The organism is Aquabacterium soli (assembly GCF_003933735.1).
Taxonomy (GTDB): domain Bacteria; phylum Pseudomonadota; class Gammaproteobacteria; order Burkholderiales; family Burkholderiaceae_C; genus Aquabacterium; species Aquabacterium soli.
Genome location: NZ_RSED01000004.1, coordinates 38,479 through 55,103 on the forward strand (window position 1 = coordinate 38,479; position 16,625 = coordinate 55,103).

A 16,625-nucleotide genomic window follows, 5' to 3' on the forward strand; every position below is an offset into this window, starting at 1 on the left:
CCGCGGCCCTTGTCTGCTGGGAACGGCGCTCAGAGCCGCACCGGGATGCCCCGCTGCGCCATCAGCGCCTTGGCCTGCCCTACCGTGTATTCGCCGTAGTGGAAGATGCTGGCGGCCAGCACCGCATCGGCGCCGCCCTGCTGCACACCATCGGCCAGGTGGTCCAGGTTGCCCACGCCGCCTGACGCGATCACGGGCACGCTCACCGCATCGCTCACGGCACGCGTGAGGGCCAGGTCGAAGCCTGATTTGGTGCCGTCCTTGTCCATGCTGGTCAGCAGGATCTCGCCAGCACCGTGCTCGGCCATCTGCGTGGCCCACGCCACCACATCCAGGCCCACGTTCTTGCGGCCGCCATGGGTGTAGACATCCCAGCCGGGCCCGCGCGCGGCCAGGTCATCGCCCTGGCGGCGCTTGGCGTCGATGGCCACCACGATGCACTGCGAGCCGTATTTGTCGGAAGCATCGCGGATCACCTGCGGGTTGGCCACCGCCGCCGAATTGAAACTGACCTTGTCGGCACCGGCGTTGAGCAGGCGGCGCACATCCTCGACCACGCGCACGCCACCGCCCACCGTGAGGGGGATGAACACCTGCGAGGCCACGGCCTCGATGATGTGCAGGATCAGGTCGCGGCCATCGCTGGTGGCGGTGATGTCCAGGAAGGTGAGCTCGTCGGCGCCCTGCTCGTTGTAGCGTGCGGCGATCTCGACCGGGTCTCCGGCATCGCGCAGTTCGACGAAGTTGACGCCCTTGACCACGCGGCCGCCCGTGACATCGAGACAAGGAATGATTCGTTTGGCGAGCATGGGAGAAGGCAGCAACGGTTCAGGAGGTGGGGTCAATGACACCCAGTGGTGTAATCCGGCATTGTAGGCAGTCGCAGCGCACGTGCCGCGTCATGGGCATCATGGCGCCCCTTTGTCTCAATAACAAGCGGCCCGCCCCCACGGCGCGCCAATCGCCAGGAAGCCTTCCATGATCCGCAAACTGCCCCCCACAGCTCGCATCTTCATCGCCATGATCCTGGGGATCCTGATCGGCTGGGCGGTGTTCTCCCAGGCCCCGGACAAGGCCACGGCCAATGAGATCGCCGGCTACATCTCGATCGTGTCGGACATCTTCCTGCGGCTGATCAAGATGCTGATCGCCCCGCTGGTGTTCTCGACCCTGGTGGTGGGCATCGCGCACATGGGCGATGCCAGCTCCGTCGGGCGCGTGTTCCTCAAGGCGCTGGCCTGGTTCATGACGGCCTCGCTGGTGTCGCTGCTGCTGGGCATGGTGCTGGCCAACCTGATGCAGCCGGGCGCCAACCTGAATCTGCCGCTGCCGGACACCCATGCCACGGTCAACCTGGCCACGTCCAAGTTCACGCTGAAGGACTTCGTCGGCCACCTGGTGCCCAAGTCCTTCGTGGAGGCCATGGCCAACAACGAGATCCTGCAGATCGTGGTGTTCTCGATGTTCTTCGGCGTGGCCCTGGCCGCCCTGGGCGACAAGGCCCGCACGCTGACGACCTCGATCGAGGAGCTCTCGCACGTGATGCTCAAGATCACCGGCTACATCATGGGCTTTGCGCCCTTCGCGGTGCTGGCGGCCATGGCCGCCACCGTGGCCATCAACGGGCTGGAGATCCTGCTGCGCTTCGCGGTGTTCATGGGCGAGTTCTACATCGCGCTGGTGCTGCTGTGGACCCTGCTGGTGCTGGCGGGCTGGGCCGTGCTGGGGCGCCGCATCTTCACGCTGATCCGGGGCATCCGCGAGGCCTTCCTGCTGTCCTTCGCTACGGCCAGCTCCGAGGCGGCCTACCCCAAGTTGCTGGATGCGCTGGACCGCTTCGGGGTGCGCCGCCGCATCTCCAGCTTCGTGATGCCACTGGGCTATTCGTTCAACCTCGATGGCTCGATGATCTACTGCACCTTCGCGACGCTGTTCATCGCGCAGGCCTACGGGATCGAACTGCCCCTGGCCACCCAGGTGACGATGCTGCTGGTGCTGATGCTCACCTCCAAGGGCATTGCCGGCGTGCCGCGCGCCTCGCTGGTGGTGATCGCCGCCACGCTCAGCCACTTCAACATCCCCGAGGCCGGGCTGCTGCTGATCCTCGGCATCGACACCTTCCTGGACATGGGCCGCTCGGCCACCAATGCCGTGGGCAACTCCATCGCGGCCGCGGCCGTGGCCAAGTGGGAGGGCGCCCTGCTGAGCGAAGAAGAAGCCCGGGAGCGCGCGCTCACGCTGGACACCGAGCCGGATCCGGAGACCGGCCATGGCGGAGCGCGCCATGGTTGATCGGCACCTTCCACGGCATCGCTCATGGCATCTGCGCGTGGTGGCCCGCACCGCGCTGGCCTGGGCCCTCGGGCTGGGCGCCACGAGCCCTGCGCGGGCAGAAGCCGCGCCGCCCCCGAACCCGACGGTCACGCCCGAGGTGCTGCAGGGCACCTTGCGCACCGTGCAGGCCAGTGGCCGGGTGGCCATCGGCTACCGCCCTGACCTGCTGCCGTTTTCTTTCGTGCCGGCGCCAGGGGCTGAGCCTCGGGGCTATTCGATCGAACTGTGCCGCGCGCTGGTGAGCGCCATGGCCGAGACCGTGCACCGCCCCTTGAGCATCACCTGGGTGCCCGTGACGGCCGCGTCGCGCATCGAGGCGGTCGAAAGCGGCCGGGTGGACCTGGAGTGCGGCACCACCAGCAGCACGTTGGAGCGGCAGCGCCGGGTGGCCTTCTCGCCTTTGATCTTCGTGTCGGGCACGCGCCTGCTGGTCAGGCATGACGCCCAGGTGGCCTCGCTGCGGGATCTGGCGGGCCAGCGCGTGTCGGTCACCACCGGCACCACCAATGAACAGGTCCTGCGAGGTCTGATCCTGCGCCAGCGGGTGCCGGTGACCCTGGTGCCCATGGCCGACCACGATGCTTCGTTCGCGCAATTGGCGCGGGGCCAGGTTCAGGCCTTTGCCACGGATGAGGTGCTGCTGTACGTGCGCGCGGCCCAGCAGGGCACGCAGCGCAGCCTGTACCGGCTGGTCGGCGAGCGCCTGTCCTACGAGCCCTACGCCATCATGTTCCGGCGCGATGATCCGCAGATGGCGGCCTTGGTGGCCGATGCGTTTGCGGTGCTGGCGCGCAATGGCGAGATCGAGCGGCAGTACCGGCAATGGTTCCTGCGCAAGCTGCCTTCGGGGATCACACTGGGGTTGCCGATGAGCCCGCAATTGCGCTTGTCGATCGAGACGCTGGCTTCTGCGCCTTGATGGGTGTTGTCCTTTGCATGCGATGGGTCTGGCGCTTTGTCGGGGCAGCGCGGGGCGGGGTCTGAGCCGGCATCCGGCCGGGCTTCAATGTCGGCGGTCCCGCCTTCGGCGTGACTGCTCTGCGGTGCTCGTCCAGGACAGGTGGCTGCGCAACTCGCCCTGCGGGCTCAGACATGCTCGCCATCCCCTGGCCTGCGGCCAGGGGCAACCTGTCCTTCCCTGCGCGCCTCCGACGCCAACAAGGCGCCCGGCCATATGCCGGCTCAGCCCTTTGTGCCCCGCTCGCCGCATGCGAAGGAAGCATTCTTTGCCTTGCTTGGGCTGGCGTCTGCCACCACAGACAGGGCAGAGCTTGAACAATGCCCAAGCGCACAAGCCGCCGCATCACACCTTTGCGCAGGCGAGGAGCCGGGGCACAAAAGGGATGTGGGCACTGGCGGCCGGGGCCTTCGTTGGCGCTGAGAAGCGCAGTGGCGAGGTGGGCGCGCGCAGCGCGCTTCGTTCATCTGACTGGTCGCAGCTGTCTGAGCGCAGCGGCGAAGCCGCGTAGCGAGTTCTGCGACCCCACCTCGTCACGAGCATCGCAAGGCAGTCCTGCCGCAGGCAGGACCGACAACACAGGCCCCGGCCGCCAGTGCCCACATCCCTCGCCCCGCGCTGCCCCGACAAAGCGCCAGACCACCGCAGGCAAAGGAAGCCACCAGCCAAAAACAAAAGCGGCCCGAAAGCCGCTTTATCGCTTGATGCGCCCTCAGGCGCTCAACACCAACTCAGCCTTCGCCGTTCAGCTCATCAGCCCGAGTCTGCGCCGCCGCGAAATCCAGGTCGCCACTGTAGATGGCCCGACCGCAGATCACGCCTTCGACACCTTCATCCTCGACCGCACACAGCTTCTCGATGTCAGCAATGTTCGACAACCCACCCGAAGCGATCACCGGCACACTCAGCGCCTGCGCCAGCTTCACCGTGGCCTCGATGTTGATGCCGGTGAGCATGCCATCACGACCGATGTCGGTATAGATGATGCCCTCGACACCGTAGTCCTCGAACTTCTTGGCCAGGTCGACCACTTCATGGCCCGACAGCTTGCTCCAGCCATCGGTCGCCACCTTGCCGTCCTTGGCGTCCAGGCCCACGATGATGTGGCCGCCGAATGCGCTGCAGGCATCCTTCAGGAAACCGGGGTTCTTGACCGCCGCCGTGCCGATGATGACGTAGCTCAGGCCGTCATCGAGGTAGCGCTCGATGGTGTCCAGGTCACGGATGCCGCCGCCCAGCTGCACCGGGATCTCGTCACCCACCTCTTTGATGATGGCCTTGATGGCCGCCTCATTGACCGGCTTGCCTGCAAAGGCCCCGTTCAAGTCCACCAGGTGCAGGCGCCGGGCGCCCGCTTCCAGCCATCGTCGGGCCATCGCGGCCGGATCCTCGCCGAAGGTGGTGGAGTCGTTCATGTCGCCTTGTTTGAGGCGCACGCATTTGCCGTCTTTCAGGTCAATCGCGGGGATCAGCAGCATGGCTGTGGTGCCAGAGGGGTGGAGAAAAGGGTAGGAAATCGAACCGGGGCGTACAGCGCAGCCACGGGGTTCACGGCCGCCACGTCAGAAAATTGCGGTACAGCGCCAAACCATGCGCCGCGCTCTTTTCCGGGTGGAACTGTGTCGCGAAAATATTATCCCGGGCCACCGCGCAGGTAAAGCGTGAGCCGTAGTCGGTCTCGCCAGCGCTGTGTTGGGGATTATCCACAACCGCGTGGTAGCTGTGGACGAAATAGAAGTAGCTGTCCTGGGGGATGCCAGCCCACACCGGGTGGACTTGCCCGCCGTGGTTCGCAGGCTGGTGCACCCTGTTCCAGCCCATCTGGGGCACCTTGTAGCGGCTGCCGTCGGGCTGGGTCTGGCCTTCCAGGCGGAAGCGGACCACGCGGCCAGGCAGCAGGCCCAGGCCGGGGGTGTCCTGCTCTTCGCTGTGCTCCAGCAGCATCTGCATGCCCACGCACACGCCCATCAGGGGCTTGCGGCTGGCGGCATCGAGCACGGCCTGCAGCAGGCCGCCGCCATGGGCTTCACGCAGCTCGCGCATGCAATCGCGCATGGCGCCCTGCCCCGGCAGCACGACGCGCTCGGCGGCCAGCACCACCTCGGGGTCGTTGGTGACCACCACCTTCAGGCCTTCCAGGCCCTGGGCGGCGTGCTGCACCGCCTGGGACACCGAACGCAGGTTGCCCATGCCGTAATCGATGACGGCCACGGTCGAAGCGGGGTTCATGGGATCAGGAAAAAGCAGGAGAAATCGATAGGACGGATCGGGGCAGCGCCCATGGCGCTCACAGCGAGCCCTTGGTCGAGGGGATCACACCGGCCATGCGGGGGTCGCGCTCGAGCGCGCCGCGCAGGGCACGGGCAAAGGCCTTGAACACGGTCTCACACTGGTGGTGTGCGTTCACGCCACGCAGATTGTCGATGTGCAAGGTGACGCCCGCGTGGTTGACGAAACCCTGGAAGAACTCGAAGGTGAGCTGGGTGTCGAAGCCGCCAATGCTGCCGGCCGTGAAGGGCACGTGCATGGTCAGGCCGGGGCGGCCGGAGAAATCGATCACCACGCGCGACAGGGCCTCGTCGAGGGGCACATAGGCATGGCCATAGCGGCGGATGCCCTTCTTGTCGCCCACGGCCTTGGCCACGGCCTGGCCCAGGGTGATGCCGACGTCTTCCACCGTGTGGTGGCCGTCGATGTGCAGATCGCCCTTGGCATCGATGTCGAGGTCGATCAGCCCGTGGCGGGCGATCTGGTCGAGCATGTGGTCGAAGAAGCCGATGCCGGTGGCCAGGCGGGCCGTGCCGGCGCCGTCCAGGTTGACGCGCACGGTGATCTGGGTTTCCGCGGTGTTGCGGGCGACCTCGGCCACGCGGTCAGCGGTGCCTGGGGCGGTCATGTCGGAAGCGTTCATGCAGCGGATGGGGATGTCAGGGGCTCGCGCAGGAGATCGGCCAGCGCGGCCATCAGGGCGTCGTTCTCTGCGGGCAGGCCCACGGTCAGACGGATGCAGTTTGCCAGCAAACGGTGTAATCCAGACACATTTTTGATCAGGATCCCCCGCTGTTTGAGGGCGGCGAAGGTGCTGGCGGCGTCGTTCACGCGCACCAGGATCATGTTGGCCTGGCTGGGATAGGCCTGGGCACCGGGCAGCGTGGCCAAAAAAGACTGCAGGCGCTCGCGCTCGGCCTTGATCACGCCCGCCTGGCGGGTGAACTCGGCTTCGTGATCGAGTGCGAACAGCGCGGCCTCCGTGTTGAGCACGCTGATGTTGTAGGGCGGGCGCACCTTGTCGACCTGCTCGATCAGGTCGGCGCGGCCCAGCATGTAGCCCAGGCGGATGCCGGCCAGGCCGAATTTGGACAGGGTGCGCATCAGCAGCACGTGCGGGTGCTGCTGCAGCCGATCCAGGTAGCTCTTGCTCGCAAAGGGCTGGTAGGCCTCGTCGATCACGACCAGGCCCTGGCCGTTGGCCGCCACGGCCTGCACCACCTGCTCGATGGCCGCGTCGTCCCACAGGTTGGCCGTGGGGTTGTTCGGGTAGGCGATGTAGGTGATGGCCGGGCGGTGCTCACGCACGGCGGCCACCATGGCGGCGGCGTCCAGTTCGAAATCGGGGGTGAGCGGCACGCTGACGAAGCGCAGGCCCTGCAGGGTGGCCGACATCTCGTACATGACAAAGCCGGGCAAGGGGGCCAGCACGGTGGCGCCGGGCTTGGCGCAGGCCAGCGAGAGCAGCGAGATCAGTTCATCGGAGCCGTTGCCCAGCACCAGGCCGAAACCGTCGGGCACCTGGGCGTGGCGGCGCAGCGCCGCCTGCAAATCATTGATGCGGGGGCCGGGATAGCGGTTCAGCGCCACGGCGCCCAGGCGCCTGCCCAACTCGTCCTGCAGTTCGGGCGTCAGCGCGAAGGGGTTCTCCATCGCGTCCAGCTTGATGAAGCCAGCGGCGTCCTGCACATGGTAGGCATGCAGGGCCCGCACGTCGGGGCGGAAGGTGTCGAGCAGGCTCATGGCGCTTTATTTCTTCAGGCGGAACTCAGCGGCCTGGGCATGGGCCTGAAGACCCTCGCCATAGGCCAGCACCGCGGCTGTCTTGCCCAGCACCTGGGCGCCTGCCTCGCTCACCTCGATCAGGCTGGAGCGCTTCTGGAAGTCGTACACGCCCAGCGGCGACGAGAAGCGCGCCGTGCCCGACGTGGGCAGCACGTGGTTGGGGCCGGCGCAGTAGTCGCCCAGCGATTCGCTGGTGTAGGCGCCCAGGAAGATGGCGCCGGCGTGCTTGAGCAGCGGCTCCCAGCGGTGCGGCTCGTTGCTGGACACCTCCAGGTGCTCCGGCGCGATGCGGTTGCTGATGGCGCAGGCCTCTTCCATGTCGCGCGTGAGGATCAGCGCGCCACGGCCCTCCAGCGACGCGCGGATGATGTCGGCGCGGGGCATGGTGGGCAGCAGGCGGTCGATCTCGGCCTTGACCTGGGCGATGTAGCCGGCATCGGGGCTCAGCAGGATGCTCTGCGCCAGCTCGTCGTGCTCGGCCTGGCTGAACAGGTCCATGGCCACCCAGTCGGGCGGCGTGGTGCCGTCGGCCAGCACCAGGATCTCGCTGGGGCCGGCGATCATGTCGATGCCGACCTGGCCGAACACGTGCTTCTTGGCGCTGGCCACGTAGGCGTTGCCCGGGCCGGTGATCTTGTCGACCTTGGGGATGGTGGCCGTGCCGTAGGCCAGCGCGCCCACGGCCTGCGCACCGCCCACCGTGAAGGCGCGCGTGACGCCGGCCACGTGGGCAGCGGCCAGCACCAGCGGGTTCTTCTCGCCGCGCGGGGTGGGCACGACCATGATGATCTCGCCGACACCGGCCACGTGGGCGGGGATGGCGTTCATCAGCACCGACGACGGGTAGGCCGCCTTGCCACCGGGCACGTAGATGCCGACGCGGTCCAGCGGCGTGACCTTCTGGCCCAGCAGGGTGCCGTCTTCGTCGCGGTACTGCCAGCTCAGGCCGCAGGCCTCTTTCTGGCGCTCGTGGTAGCTGCGAACGCGGCGGGCGGCCGATTCGAGCGCCTCGCGCTGCTCGGCGGGCAGGCCGTCGAAGGCGGCCTTGAGCTCGGTGGCGGTGAGCTCCAGCGCCGTCATCGACGCGGCGTCGAGGTGGTCGAAACGGGCGGTGTATTCCAGCACGGCGGCATCGCCGCGCAGCCGCACGTCGGCCAGGATGGCGCCGACGCGCTCCTCGATGGCCACGTCCGTCTCGGCCGACCAATGCAGCACGCGCGCAAAGGCGGCGTCGAAGTCGGGTTGGGCGGTGGACAGTTGGCGGATCTGGACAGTCATGGAGCCAAGGATCTCAGATTTGCGGGATTCGTGGAGCGGTGCGGCAATGGGATCTCGCGATCGGCGCCATAGGGCGCCGGCCACGGCTCAGGCCATGGCCGGGCCGGTCATCAAGCCGGGATCGCCGATTGGAAGGCCTCGATCAGTCGGCGGATCGGCTCGCGCTTGAGCTTGAGCGCCGCCTGGTTGACCACCAGGCGCGAGCTGATCGGCATGATGTGCTCGACCTCGACCAGCTTGTTGGCCTTGAGCGTGCTGCCCGTGGACACCAGGTCGACGATGGCGTCGGCCAGGCCGATCAGCGGGGCCAGCTCCATCGAGCCGTACAGCTTGATCAGGTCCACGTGCACGCCCTTGTCGGCGAAATGCTGGCGGGCGATGGTCGTGTACTTGGTGGCCACGCGGATGCGCGAGCCCTGCTTCACGGCCGCCGCGTAGTCGAAATCGACCGGCACGGCCACGCTCATGCGGCATTTGGCGATGTTGAGATCCAGCGGCTGGTAGAGGTTGTCGCCGCCGTGCTCGATCAGCACGTCCTTGCCGGCCACGCCCAGGTCGGCGCCACCGTACTCCACATAGGTGGGCACGTCGGTGGCGCGCACCAGCACCACGCGCACGTCGTCGCGGGTGGTGGGCAGGATAAGCTTGCGGGATTTTTCAGGGTCTTCGGTGACCTCGATGCCGGCCGCGGCCAGCAGCGGCAGCGTCTCTTCGAAGATGCGTCCTTTGGAGAGTGCGAGGGTGATCATGTGCTTCAGCCCTTCACGCGTTCAATCGAGGCACCGATGCCGCGCAGCTTGGCTTCCATGCGGTCATAGCCCCGGTCCAGGTGGTAGATGCGGTCGACCAGGGTCTCGCCCTCGGCCACCAGGCCGGCGATCACCAGGCTGGCCGAGGCGCGCAGGTCGGTGGCCATCACGGTGGCACCCGACAGCTTGGGCACGCCGGTGACGACGGCGCTGTGGCCATCGACCTCGATGCGCGCGCCCAGGCGGTCCAGCTCGTTGACGTGCATGAAACGGTTCTCGAAGATGGTCTCGTGGATCACGGCCGTGCCCTCGGCCACGCAGTTGAGCGCCATGAACTGGGCCTGCATGTCCGTCGGGAAGGCGGGGTACTCACGCGTGCGGAAACCCACCGAGCGCGGGCGCGCATCGGCCTGCACGCGGATCGTGCCCTGGCCCACCGTGATCTGGATGCCGGCTTCGCGCAGCTTCTCGATCACCGATTCCAGGTGCGCCGCCTCGGCGCGGTGCAGCGTGACATCGCCGCCGGCCGCGCCCACGGCGCACAGGAAGGTGCCTGTCTCGATGCGGTCGGGGATGATCTGGTGGGCCTTGGCCGATGTCAGGCCGTGCAGCTTGTCGACGCCCTGGATGCGGATGCGGTGCGTGCCGTGCCCCTCGATCTTCGCGCCCATGGCGATCAGCAGCTCGGCCAGGTCGGAGATCTCGGGCTCTTGCGCGGCGTTCTCGAGGATGGTCTCGCCCTCGGCCAGGCTGGCGGCCATCAGGAAGTTCTCGGTGCCGGTCACGGTGACCATGTCGGTCGTGATGCGGGCGCCCTTCAGGCGCGTGGGCTGACCATCGGCGCCCACGGGGGTGCGCGCCTCGATGTAGCCGTGCTCGACCGTGATCTGGGCACCCATGGCCTGCAGGCCCTTGATGTGCTGGTCCACCGGGCGCGAGCCGATGGCGCAGCCGCCTGGCAGCGACACCCGCGCACGGCCGAAGCGGGCCAGCAGCGGGCCCAGCACCAGGATGGAGGCGCGCATGGTCTTGACCAGCTCGTAGGGCGCCTCGGGGTTGTTCACCTGGCCGGCATCGAGCGTGACGCGGTCGGGGTCATCGCCATGGCGCTCAGCCTGCACGCCCATGTTGGCCAGCAGCTTGAGCGTGGTGTTCACGTCCTGCAACTGGGGCACGTTGGCCAGCGTGACGGGCTCAGCGCTGAGCAGCGCGGCGCACAGGTCGGGCAGCGCGGCGTTCTTGGCGCCGGAGATGGTCACATCGCCTTGCAGGCGACGACCGCCACGGATCAGGAGTTTGTCCATGAAAACACAAAGGGCGCGAGGCCGCCACGGGGAGCGGATCGCGCCATCAGCCTCAGGTAAGGGTCAAGCAAACAACACAGGCAGTCACGACGCGGCGCTGTCCTGGGCGGCCCATTCGGCCGGGGTCAGGGTCTTCATCGACAGGGCGTGGATCTGCTCGCGCATTCTATCGCCCAGGGCCTGGTAGACGCGCTGGTGACGCGCGATGCGGGCCTTGCCGTCGAATTCGGCCGAGACGATGGTGGCGAAGAAGTGGCGTCCATCACCTTCGACATGCAGGTGGGTGCAGGGCAGGCCGGCTTCGATGAACTGCTGGACCTCGGCGGCGGTGGGATCGGCCATGGAAAATCTCGTGATGTGGAATATGAAAACAGGCGTAAGGATGCGCCGTCAATGCCGGATTTTGTACCCGGTCTTGAGCAATTGCAGCGCGATGGCCGAGACGATGACGGTGGCACTGCCCACCACGCCCAGGCTGATCCATGGGCTGACGTCGCTGGCGCCGAAGAATCCGCGCCGGAAGCCGTCGATCAGATAGAAAAACGGATTCAGGTGCGACAGCCCCTGCCAGAAGCTCGGCAGCGAGTGCACCGAATAGAACACGCCCGACAGGAACGTCATCGGCACGATGATGAAGTTCTGGAACAGGGCCATCTGGTCGAACTTCTCGGCCCACAGGCCGGCGATGAGGCCCAGGGCGCCCAGCAAGGCGCCGCCCAGCACGGCGAAGCTCAAGGCCCACCAGGGTTCGGCCAGCCCGGGCGGCGCGAACCAGGCCGTGACGGCCAGCACGCCCGCCCCTACCGCCAGCCCGCGCACCAGCGAGGCGCCCACATAGGCCAGGAACCAGGCCCGGTGCGACAGCGGGCTCAAGAGTACGAACACCAGGTTGCCGGTGATCTTGCTCTGGATCAGCGACGAAGAGCTGTTGGCGAAGGCGTTCTGCAGCAGGCTCATCATCACCAGGCCGGGGATGAGGAAGCTGGTGTAGCCCACGCCCTTGAACACCTGCACGTGGTCTTCCAGCACATGGCCGAAGATCAGCAGGTAGAGCACGGCCGTGAGCACGGGCGCGCCCACGGTCTGCAAGCCGACCTTCCAGAAGCGCAGCACCTCCTTGCGGAACAACGGCGCGGCGCCGGTGACGCTGTCAGCCCAGTTCATGCCGGCACCTCCGCGGTGACGGGTGAACGGGCAGATGCACTGCCCTGCCCCTGCATGATGGCCAGGAAGACATCTTCCAGGTCGGCGCGGCCGATCTCCAAGTCTTCGATGCGGCACTGGGCCTGGCGCAGCTCGGCCAGCAGTTGCTCGACCTCGGTGGCATCGTGCGCGGCGATCTGCACCACACGGCCGGTGATGCGAGCCCGAGCAGCCAGCACCAGGGGGAGCGCATCATCGGTCTTGAAGCGCAGCATGGTGTGGGCCGTGCTGGCCAGCAGGGTGGAGGTGCGCTCCAGCGCCACCAGCTCGCCCTGCTTGAGCATGCCGATGCGGTGGCACAGGGCCTCGGCCTCTTCCAGGTAGTGGGTGGTCAGCAGCACGGTGTGGCCTTCGCGGTTCAGGCGGGCGATGAAATGCCACAGGGTCTGGCGCAACTCCACGTCCACGCCGGCGGTGGGCTCGTCCAGCACGATCACGGGGGGCTTGTGCACCAGGGCCTGGGCCACCAGCACACGGCGCTTCATGCCGCCCGACAGCTGACGCATGTTGGCATCGGCCTTGTCCAGCAGGCCCAGGTTGTCCAGCAGCTCGTCGATCCAGTCGTCGTTGCGGCGCACGCCGAAGTAGCCGCTCTGGATGCGCAGGGTCTCGCGCACCGAGAAGAAGGGGTCGAACACCAGCTCCTGCGGCACCACGCCCAGGGCGCGGCGGGCGGCCTGGTAGTCGCGGCGCACGTCGTGGCCATGCACCAGGGCCTGGCCCCCACTGGCGCGCGACAGGCCGGCCAGGATGCTGATCAGCGTGGTCTTGCCCGCGCCGTTGGGGCCCAGCAGGCCGAAGAATTCGCCTTGGGGGATGTCGAAGCTCACGCCTTTGAGTGCATGCAGCGTGCGGCCGCCGGCATCGTAGGTTTTCGTGACGTTTTGAAAGGTGATGGCGCTCATGGGAGGCGACAATTGTAGGAGTCACCGGTCACACTGCCTTCAATGACAGCCAAAAGACCCCGCCGTACCGCCGAACGCATCCTGGACGTGACCCTGGCGATGTTCAACCGGTTCGGCGAACCCAATGTCTCCACCAGCCAGCTGTGTGGCGAGCTCGGCATCAGCCCGGGCAACTTGTTCTACCACCACCCCACCCGGGATGCGCTGGTGGCGGGGCTGTTCGCGCGCTACCAGGCCGATCTGGAACAGGCGCTGGAGGTCGCCGCCACGGACACGGGCGCAGCCGCAGCCCCCGAAGAGCCCACGCCCGGGGCGCCCTGGTGGCAAGAGGCCAGTCCCACCCTGGCTCACCTGGCCCACCTGGCCGATGCACTGGCACATACGGCGTGGGTGTACCGCTTCCTGTTCCGCGACCTGAGCGACCTGGTCTCCCGCCACCGCGTGCTGGAAGAAGGCCTGCCACCGCTGCTGCGCCGCCAGGCGCAGGCGCTGCAGCTGGCACTGCGTGCCCTGCCCTGGCGTGGCCCCGAGGTGGACGACGCGGCCCTGGCGGTGTGGGCAGGCCACATGCTGGCCAGCCTGACCAACAGCACCGGCCTGGATGGCGCGCTGGACCCGCGCGAGCACCTGCGCCAGACCGGCCCGCACGCCGTGGACATGGCCGTGGGCCGTGCGCTGGGCCTGTTGCGCCCCAGCCTCGCCGAGCCCGATGCGCAGCTGCTGGGCCGGCATCTGATCCAACCCACCCAATTGGGGATGGACCCCTGGTGGCTGGCCCCCGCGGGCGGCTAAGATCCGGGTTTCCAAGAACACCGACACGCCGTTAGGAGACACGATGTCCGACCTGAAAGCCCGCTTCGACCAAGCCATGGCCGATTCCAAGCAACTGTCCGCCAAGCCCGACAACAACACCCTGCTGCAGATCTACTCGCTGTTCAAGCAAGGCAGCGTGGGCGACGTGCAGGGCGAGCGCCCCGGCATGATGGATTTCGTGGGCCGCGCCAAGTACGACGCCTGGGCCGGCCTCAAGGGCAAGAGCCCTGAGCAGGCCCAGCAGGCCTACATCGACCTGATCGAGTCGCTCAAGGCCAAGTAAGCCACCGAGCGCCCCGACCCAGAAGCCTCAGGCGGCCGATGCGCCACCTGAGGCTTTTTCAATGATGCGCTCGAGGTTGCGCGACACCTCGGCCTCGACGATGGGCTTGAGCGCCACCATCATCATGCTGAGCTTGATGTCCAGCGTGAACCCGGTGCCCGACACCAGCATGGTGCCCTTCACGCCGCTGCGCTCGAAGGTGATGGTGTCCTGCGTGTCGCCGGCCTGCGTCTGGCAGCTGAGGCCCAGCTTGCGGGCTGCGTCGTCGAGCCATTCACGGGCCAGTTCGCGGGCGCGGTCCAGGCCCAGATCGTGGGCCCGTTCGTAGTGGATGTCGCTCATGGCCTGGCGTGTCCCTTGCGTGTCAGGTGGTGGATGCAATGGGCGCCACTATAAAGACCCTGTGGGGCGGCACGGCCACGGCTGTCGCGGAAAGACACCTCAGAGGTAGCGGCGCACCCCGGCCAGGTGCACATCGCCGCTGCCCTCGAAATCCCGTACCACGCGCGTGAAACAGGCATCGGCCTTGACCGGCCCCACCCACTCGGCCAGCGCCACGTAGGCCGCGTTGATCAGGCGGGTGCCGGCGCCCCGCGCAGGCCAGTCGCCCATCAAGACGTTGGTGCGGCCCCACAGCCAATCGGTGGCGTGGCGCAGCACCGGCTCCGGCAGGCGCCCTGCATGCCGGATCAGCGTGTGCCGCCAGTGTGGCGCGTTGTAGGACATCGGCGCCTCGCGCGCCACCATCTGCTCCACCGCCTCCAGGAAGCGCTGCACCACCAGGGCCGAGGTGCCCGGCGGCTGCGAGTCGTTGGCACTGCCCGGCACCCCGGGCTGCGCGGCCCGCGCCATGTCCATGGTGCTCGGCCCTTGCCAGGGCCGGTTGGGGGGCTCCGAGGCGTGCGGCGCGGTGCGCTCAGGCGTCGATGGGTTGCGTGTCGCCCCCAGGCCCTGCGCCTGCAGCGCCCGGATGATGCGCAGGTGCAGCTCGGCCTCCTTGCCCTGCAGACCGAAGCGCTGGCCGATCAGGCGACAGTAGCGGCTCAGACCCACCATCACCGAAGCCGGCCCCGATGCATCGGGCGGCTGCCACAGCGCGGCCGCCTCGCGGGCGCGGTCGGCATCCAGGTAGGGCTGCAGCGCCCACATCAGCGCCAGCCAGGCAGGCGATCCCTGAGGAGCCGCCACGGTGGAGGCGGCGGGCTCAAGCATGCTGCTTGCCCCGGTGCACGGCATCGTGCTGGAACTCGGGGTAACCCATCTCGTAATGCTCGCTGAAGTCCAGCCCCCGCTGCTCGTCCAGCGTCGAGGCGCGCAGCGGCACCACCTTGTTGATCAGCCAGTACATCAGCATCGAGGCGCCGAAGGCCCACACGAAGGCGGCCAGGCAGCCCAGCGCCTGCACACCCACCTGCGCAGGGTTGAACAGGTCGTTGGCGTTGAACAGGCCGGCGGCCAGCGTGCCCCACACGCCACCCACCACGTGCACAGACACAGCGCCGACCACGTCATCCACCTTGAACGCCTCCAGCATCGAGGCGGCCACCACGCTGAGCGCTCCCGCCACCGCACCGGCCACCACCGCGAAGGCGGGCTCCATCACGTGGCAGCCCGCCGTCACACCCACCAGGCCCGCGATGGAGCCATTGAGCGTGGTCGTCATCAACAGCTTCTGGCGCAGCAGCGTCATCATGGCGATGGCGCCCAATGCACCGGCCGCGCCGCCCATGTGGGTGTTCAGCGCGATCTTGCCCAGGCCCACGGTGGCCGCGCCCGTGCTGCCGGCGTTGAAGCCGAACCAGCCGATCCACAGGATGAAGGCCCCCAGCGAGACCAGCGGCAGGTTGTGCCCCAGGATCTGGCGGGACTGGCCCTCCGGGCCGAAGCGCCCGGTGCGCGGGCCCACCGCCAGGATGGCCGCCAAGGCCGCCCAGCCCCCCACCGCATGGACCACGCTGGAGCCCGCGAAATCGATGAAGCCCAGTTGCCGGAGCCAGCCCTCTCCGCCGTGGGTGGAGCCCCACACCCAGGAGCCATAGACGGGGTAGATCAGGCCAGTGATCACCACCGACCCGATGATGTAGGCCGAAAACCGGGTGCGCTCGGCGATCGCTCCGCTGACGATCGTGGCCGAGGTGGCGGCGAACATGGTCTGGAAGAACAGGGCGCCATATTCTGATTCGGCCACACGGTGCAGTGCGAAGCCCGAGGTGCCCAGCCAGCCCGTCTGGTTGATGCCGAACATCAGGCCGTAGCCCACCAGCCAGTACGCGACCGCGCCAAAGCACATGTCGCAGTAGTTCTTCATGATGACGTTGACGGTGTTCTTGGCCCGGGCCATGCCCGATTCCAGGAAGGCGAAACCCGCCTGCATGAAGAACACCAGGGCCCCTGCAGCTACCACCCACACCATGTCGGTGGCCGCCTTGAGCGACTGCAGGGTCAACGCCGGCGAGGCGGCCTCGGCCGCCCGGGCCACACCCGGTGCCAGCAAGGTCACCAGCAGGATCGACAACAGAGGGAACAAAGAGCGGGGTACTTCGGAACTACGCGAAAAAATCATGCACCGGTCCTGCGCAAGAAGCTGACGAATCTGGACACAGCCGGACCAGACAGCAAGGACCAGACCAACTTGCTGCGCTGCAGCAGGCTGCGCCCCACTCGTTCAAGGGGTGCCCGACCCGGTTCTGGCGGGGATGTGCCAGCCGGGTAAGATGGACCTTCCGCACCACCTCCTTGACGGTT

At 67.5% G+C, this 16,625-nt stretch carries 18 protein-coding genes; 4 read left to right on the top strand and 14 right to left on the bottom strand.

Annotated features, from left to right (window positions below; genetic code table 11):
- Window positions 1-29 precede the first annotated feature (29 nt).
- Window positions 30-809: an imidazole glycerol phosphate synthase subunit HisF gene (gene hisF / locus EIP75_RS05800; protein ID WP_125242306.1), complete on the bottom strand. Its 780-nt coding sequence runs from the start codon at window positions 807-809 to the stop codon at window positions 30-32.
- A gap of 169 nt (window positions 810-978) precedes the next feature.
- On the opposite strand from hisF, the gene EIP75_RS05805 reads away from it, so the two are divergent.
- Window positions 979-2,292 carry a dicarboxylate/amino acid:cation symporter gene (locus tag EIP75_RS05805; protein ID WP_125242307.1) on the top strand — a complete coding sequence of 438 codons (1,314 nt, stop codon included), beginning with the start codon at window positions 979-981 and terminating at the stop codon, window positions 2,290-2,292.
- Window positions 2,270-3,253 carry an amino acid ABC transporter substrate-binding protein gene (locus tag EIP75_RS05810; protein ID WP_233584699.1) on the top strand — a complete coding sequence of 328 codons (984 nt, stop codon included), beginning with the start codon at window positions 2,270-2,272 and terminating at the stop codon, window positions 3,251-3,253. Before EIP75_RS05805 ends, EIP75_RS05810 begins: the two co-directional genes overlap by 23 nt.
- Before the next feature lie 770 nt (window positions 3,254-4,023).
- On the opposite strand, the gene hisA is transcribed toward EIP75_RS05810, so the two are convergent.
- The 10 genes from hisA to EIP75_RS05860 all read right to left on the bottom strand — a co-directional run bounded on the left by hisA (window position 4,024) and on the right by EIP75_RS05860 (window position 12,784).
- Window positions 4,024-4,770, bottom strand: a complete 747-nt coding sequence (hisA, locus tag EIP75_RS05815; protein WP_125242309.1) for a 1-(5-phosphoribosyl)-5-[(5-phosphoribosylamino)methylideneamino]imidazole-4-carboxamide isomerase — start codon at window positions 4,768-4,770, stop codon at window positions 4,024-4,026.
- Window positions 4,771-4,840: 70 nt separating this feature from the next.
- Window positions 4,841-5,521, bottom strand: coding sequence for an imidazole glycerol phosphate synthase subunit HisH (gene hisH, locus EIP75_RS05820; protein WP_125242310.1), 681 nt, complete (start codon window positions 5,519-5,521; stop codon window positions 4,841-4,843).
- A gap of 58 nt (window positions 5,522-5,579) precedes the next feature.
- Window positions 5,580-6,188, bottom strand: a complete 609-nt coding sequence (gene hisB / locus EIP75_RS05825) for an imidazoleglycerol-phosphate dehydratase HisB (RefSeq protein WP_125242548.1) — start codon at window positions 6,186-6,188, stop codon at window positions 5,580-5,582.
- Window positions 6,189-6,199: 11 nt separating this feature from the next.
- Window positions 6,200-7,303 (bottom strand): histidinol-phosphate transaminase, encoded by a 1,104-nt coding sequence (hisC, locus tag EIP75_RS05830; RefSeq protein ID WP_125242311.1) that lies wholly within the window; start codon window positions 7,301-7,303, stop codon window positions 6,200-6,202.
- A gap of 6 nt (window positions 7,304-7,309) precedes the next feature.
- On the bottom strand, window positions 7,310-8,623 hold the full coding sequence (gene hisD / locus EIP75_RS05835; protein ID WP_125242312.1) for a histidinol dehydrogenase: 1,314 nt from the start codon (window positions 8,621-8,623) through the stop codon (window positions 7,310-7,312).
- A 110-nt stretch (window positions 8,624-8,733) separates the two neighbouring features.
- Window positions 8,734-9,372 carry an ATP phosphoribosyltransferase gene (gene hisG, locus EIP75_RS05840; protein ID WP_125242313.1) on the bottom strand — a complete coding sequence of 213 codons (639 nt, stop codon included), beginning with the start codon at window positions 9,370-9,372 and terminating at the stop codon, window positions 8,734-8,736.
- A 5-nt stretch (window positions 9,373-9,377) separates the two neighbouring features.
- Entirely contained in the window at window positions 9,378-10,676 is a 1,299-nt protein-coding gene (gene murA / locus EIP75_RS05845) for a UDP-N-acetylglucosamine 1-carboxyvinyltransferase (RefSeq protein WP_125242314.1), read from the bottom strand.
- Between the two features lie 84 nt (window positions 10,677-10,760).
- On the bottom strand, window positions 10,761-11,018 hold the full coding sequence (locus EIP75_RS05850; protein WP_125242315.1) for a BolA family protein: 258 nt from the start codon (window positions 11,016-11,018) through the stop codon (window positions 10,761-10,763).
- A 48-nt stretch (window positions 11,019-11,066) separates the two neighbouring features.
- Window positions 11,067-11,840: an ABC transporter permease gene (locus tag EIP75_RS05855; RefSeq protein ID WP_125242316.1), complete on the bottom strand. Its 774-nt coding sequence runs from the start codon at window positions 11,838-11,840 to the stop codon at window positions 11,067-11,069.
- On the bottom strand, window positions 11,837-12,784 hold the full coding sequence (locus EIP75_RS05860) for an ABC transporter ATP-binding protein (RefSeq protein WP_125242317.1): 948 nt from the start codon (window positions 12,782-12,784) through the stop codon (window positions 11,837-11,839). Before EIP75_RS05860 ends, EIP75_RS05855 begins: the two co-directional genes overlap by 4 nt.
- Window positions 12,785-12,826: 42 nt before the next feature.
- Between EIP75_RS05860 and EIP75_RS05865 the strand changes: the two genes are divergently transcribed.
- A complete protein-coding gene (locus EIP75_RS05865) occupies window positions 12,827-13,576 on the top strand; it encodes a TetR/AcrR family transcriptional regulator (protein WP_125242318.1) in 750 nt (249 codons plus the stop codon).
- A 43-nt stretch (window positions 13,577-13,619) separates the two neighbouring features.
- Window positions 13,620-13,880 carry an acyl-CoA-binding protein gene (locus EIP75_RS05870; RefSeq protein ID WP_125242319.1) on the top strand — a complete coding sequence of 87 codons (261 nt, stop codon included), beginning with the start codon at window positions 13,620-13,622 and terminating at the stop codon, window positions 13,878-13,880.
- Window positions 13,881-13,907: 27 nt separating this feature from the next.
- On the opposite strand, the gene EIP75_RS05875 is transcribed toward EIP75_RS05870, so the two are convergent.
- The 3 genes from EIP75_RS05875 to EIP75_RS05885 form a co-directional block, all read right to left on the bottom strand.
- Window positions 13,908-14,222, bottom strand: coding sequence for a polyhydroxyalkanoic acid system family protein (locus EIP75_RS05875; protein WP_125242320.1), 315 nt, complete (start codon window positions 14,220-14,222; stop codon window positions 13,908-13,910).
- Window positions 14,223-14,321: 99 nt separating this feature from the next.
- Window positions 14,322-15,092 carry a hypothetical protein gene (locus tag EIP75_RS05880; RefSeq protein ID WP_125242321.1) on the bottom strand — a complete coding sequence of 257 codons (771 nt, stop codon included), beginning with the start codon at window positions 15,090-15,092 and terminating at the stop codon, window positions 14,322-14,324.
- Window positions 15,085-16,443, bottom strand: coding sequence for an ammonium transporter (locus EIP75_RS05885; protein WP_125242322.1), 1,359 nt, complete (start codon window positions 16,441-16,443; stop codon window positions 15,085-15,087). Before EIP75_RS05885 ends, EIP75_RS05880 begins: the two co-directional genes overlap by 8 nt.
- Window positions 16,444-16,625: the final 182 nt, after the last annotated feature.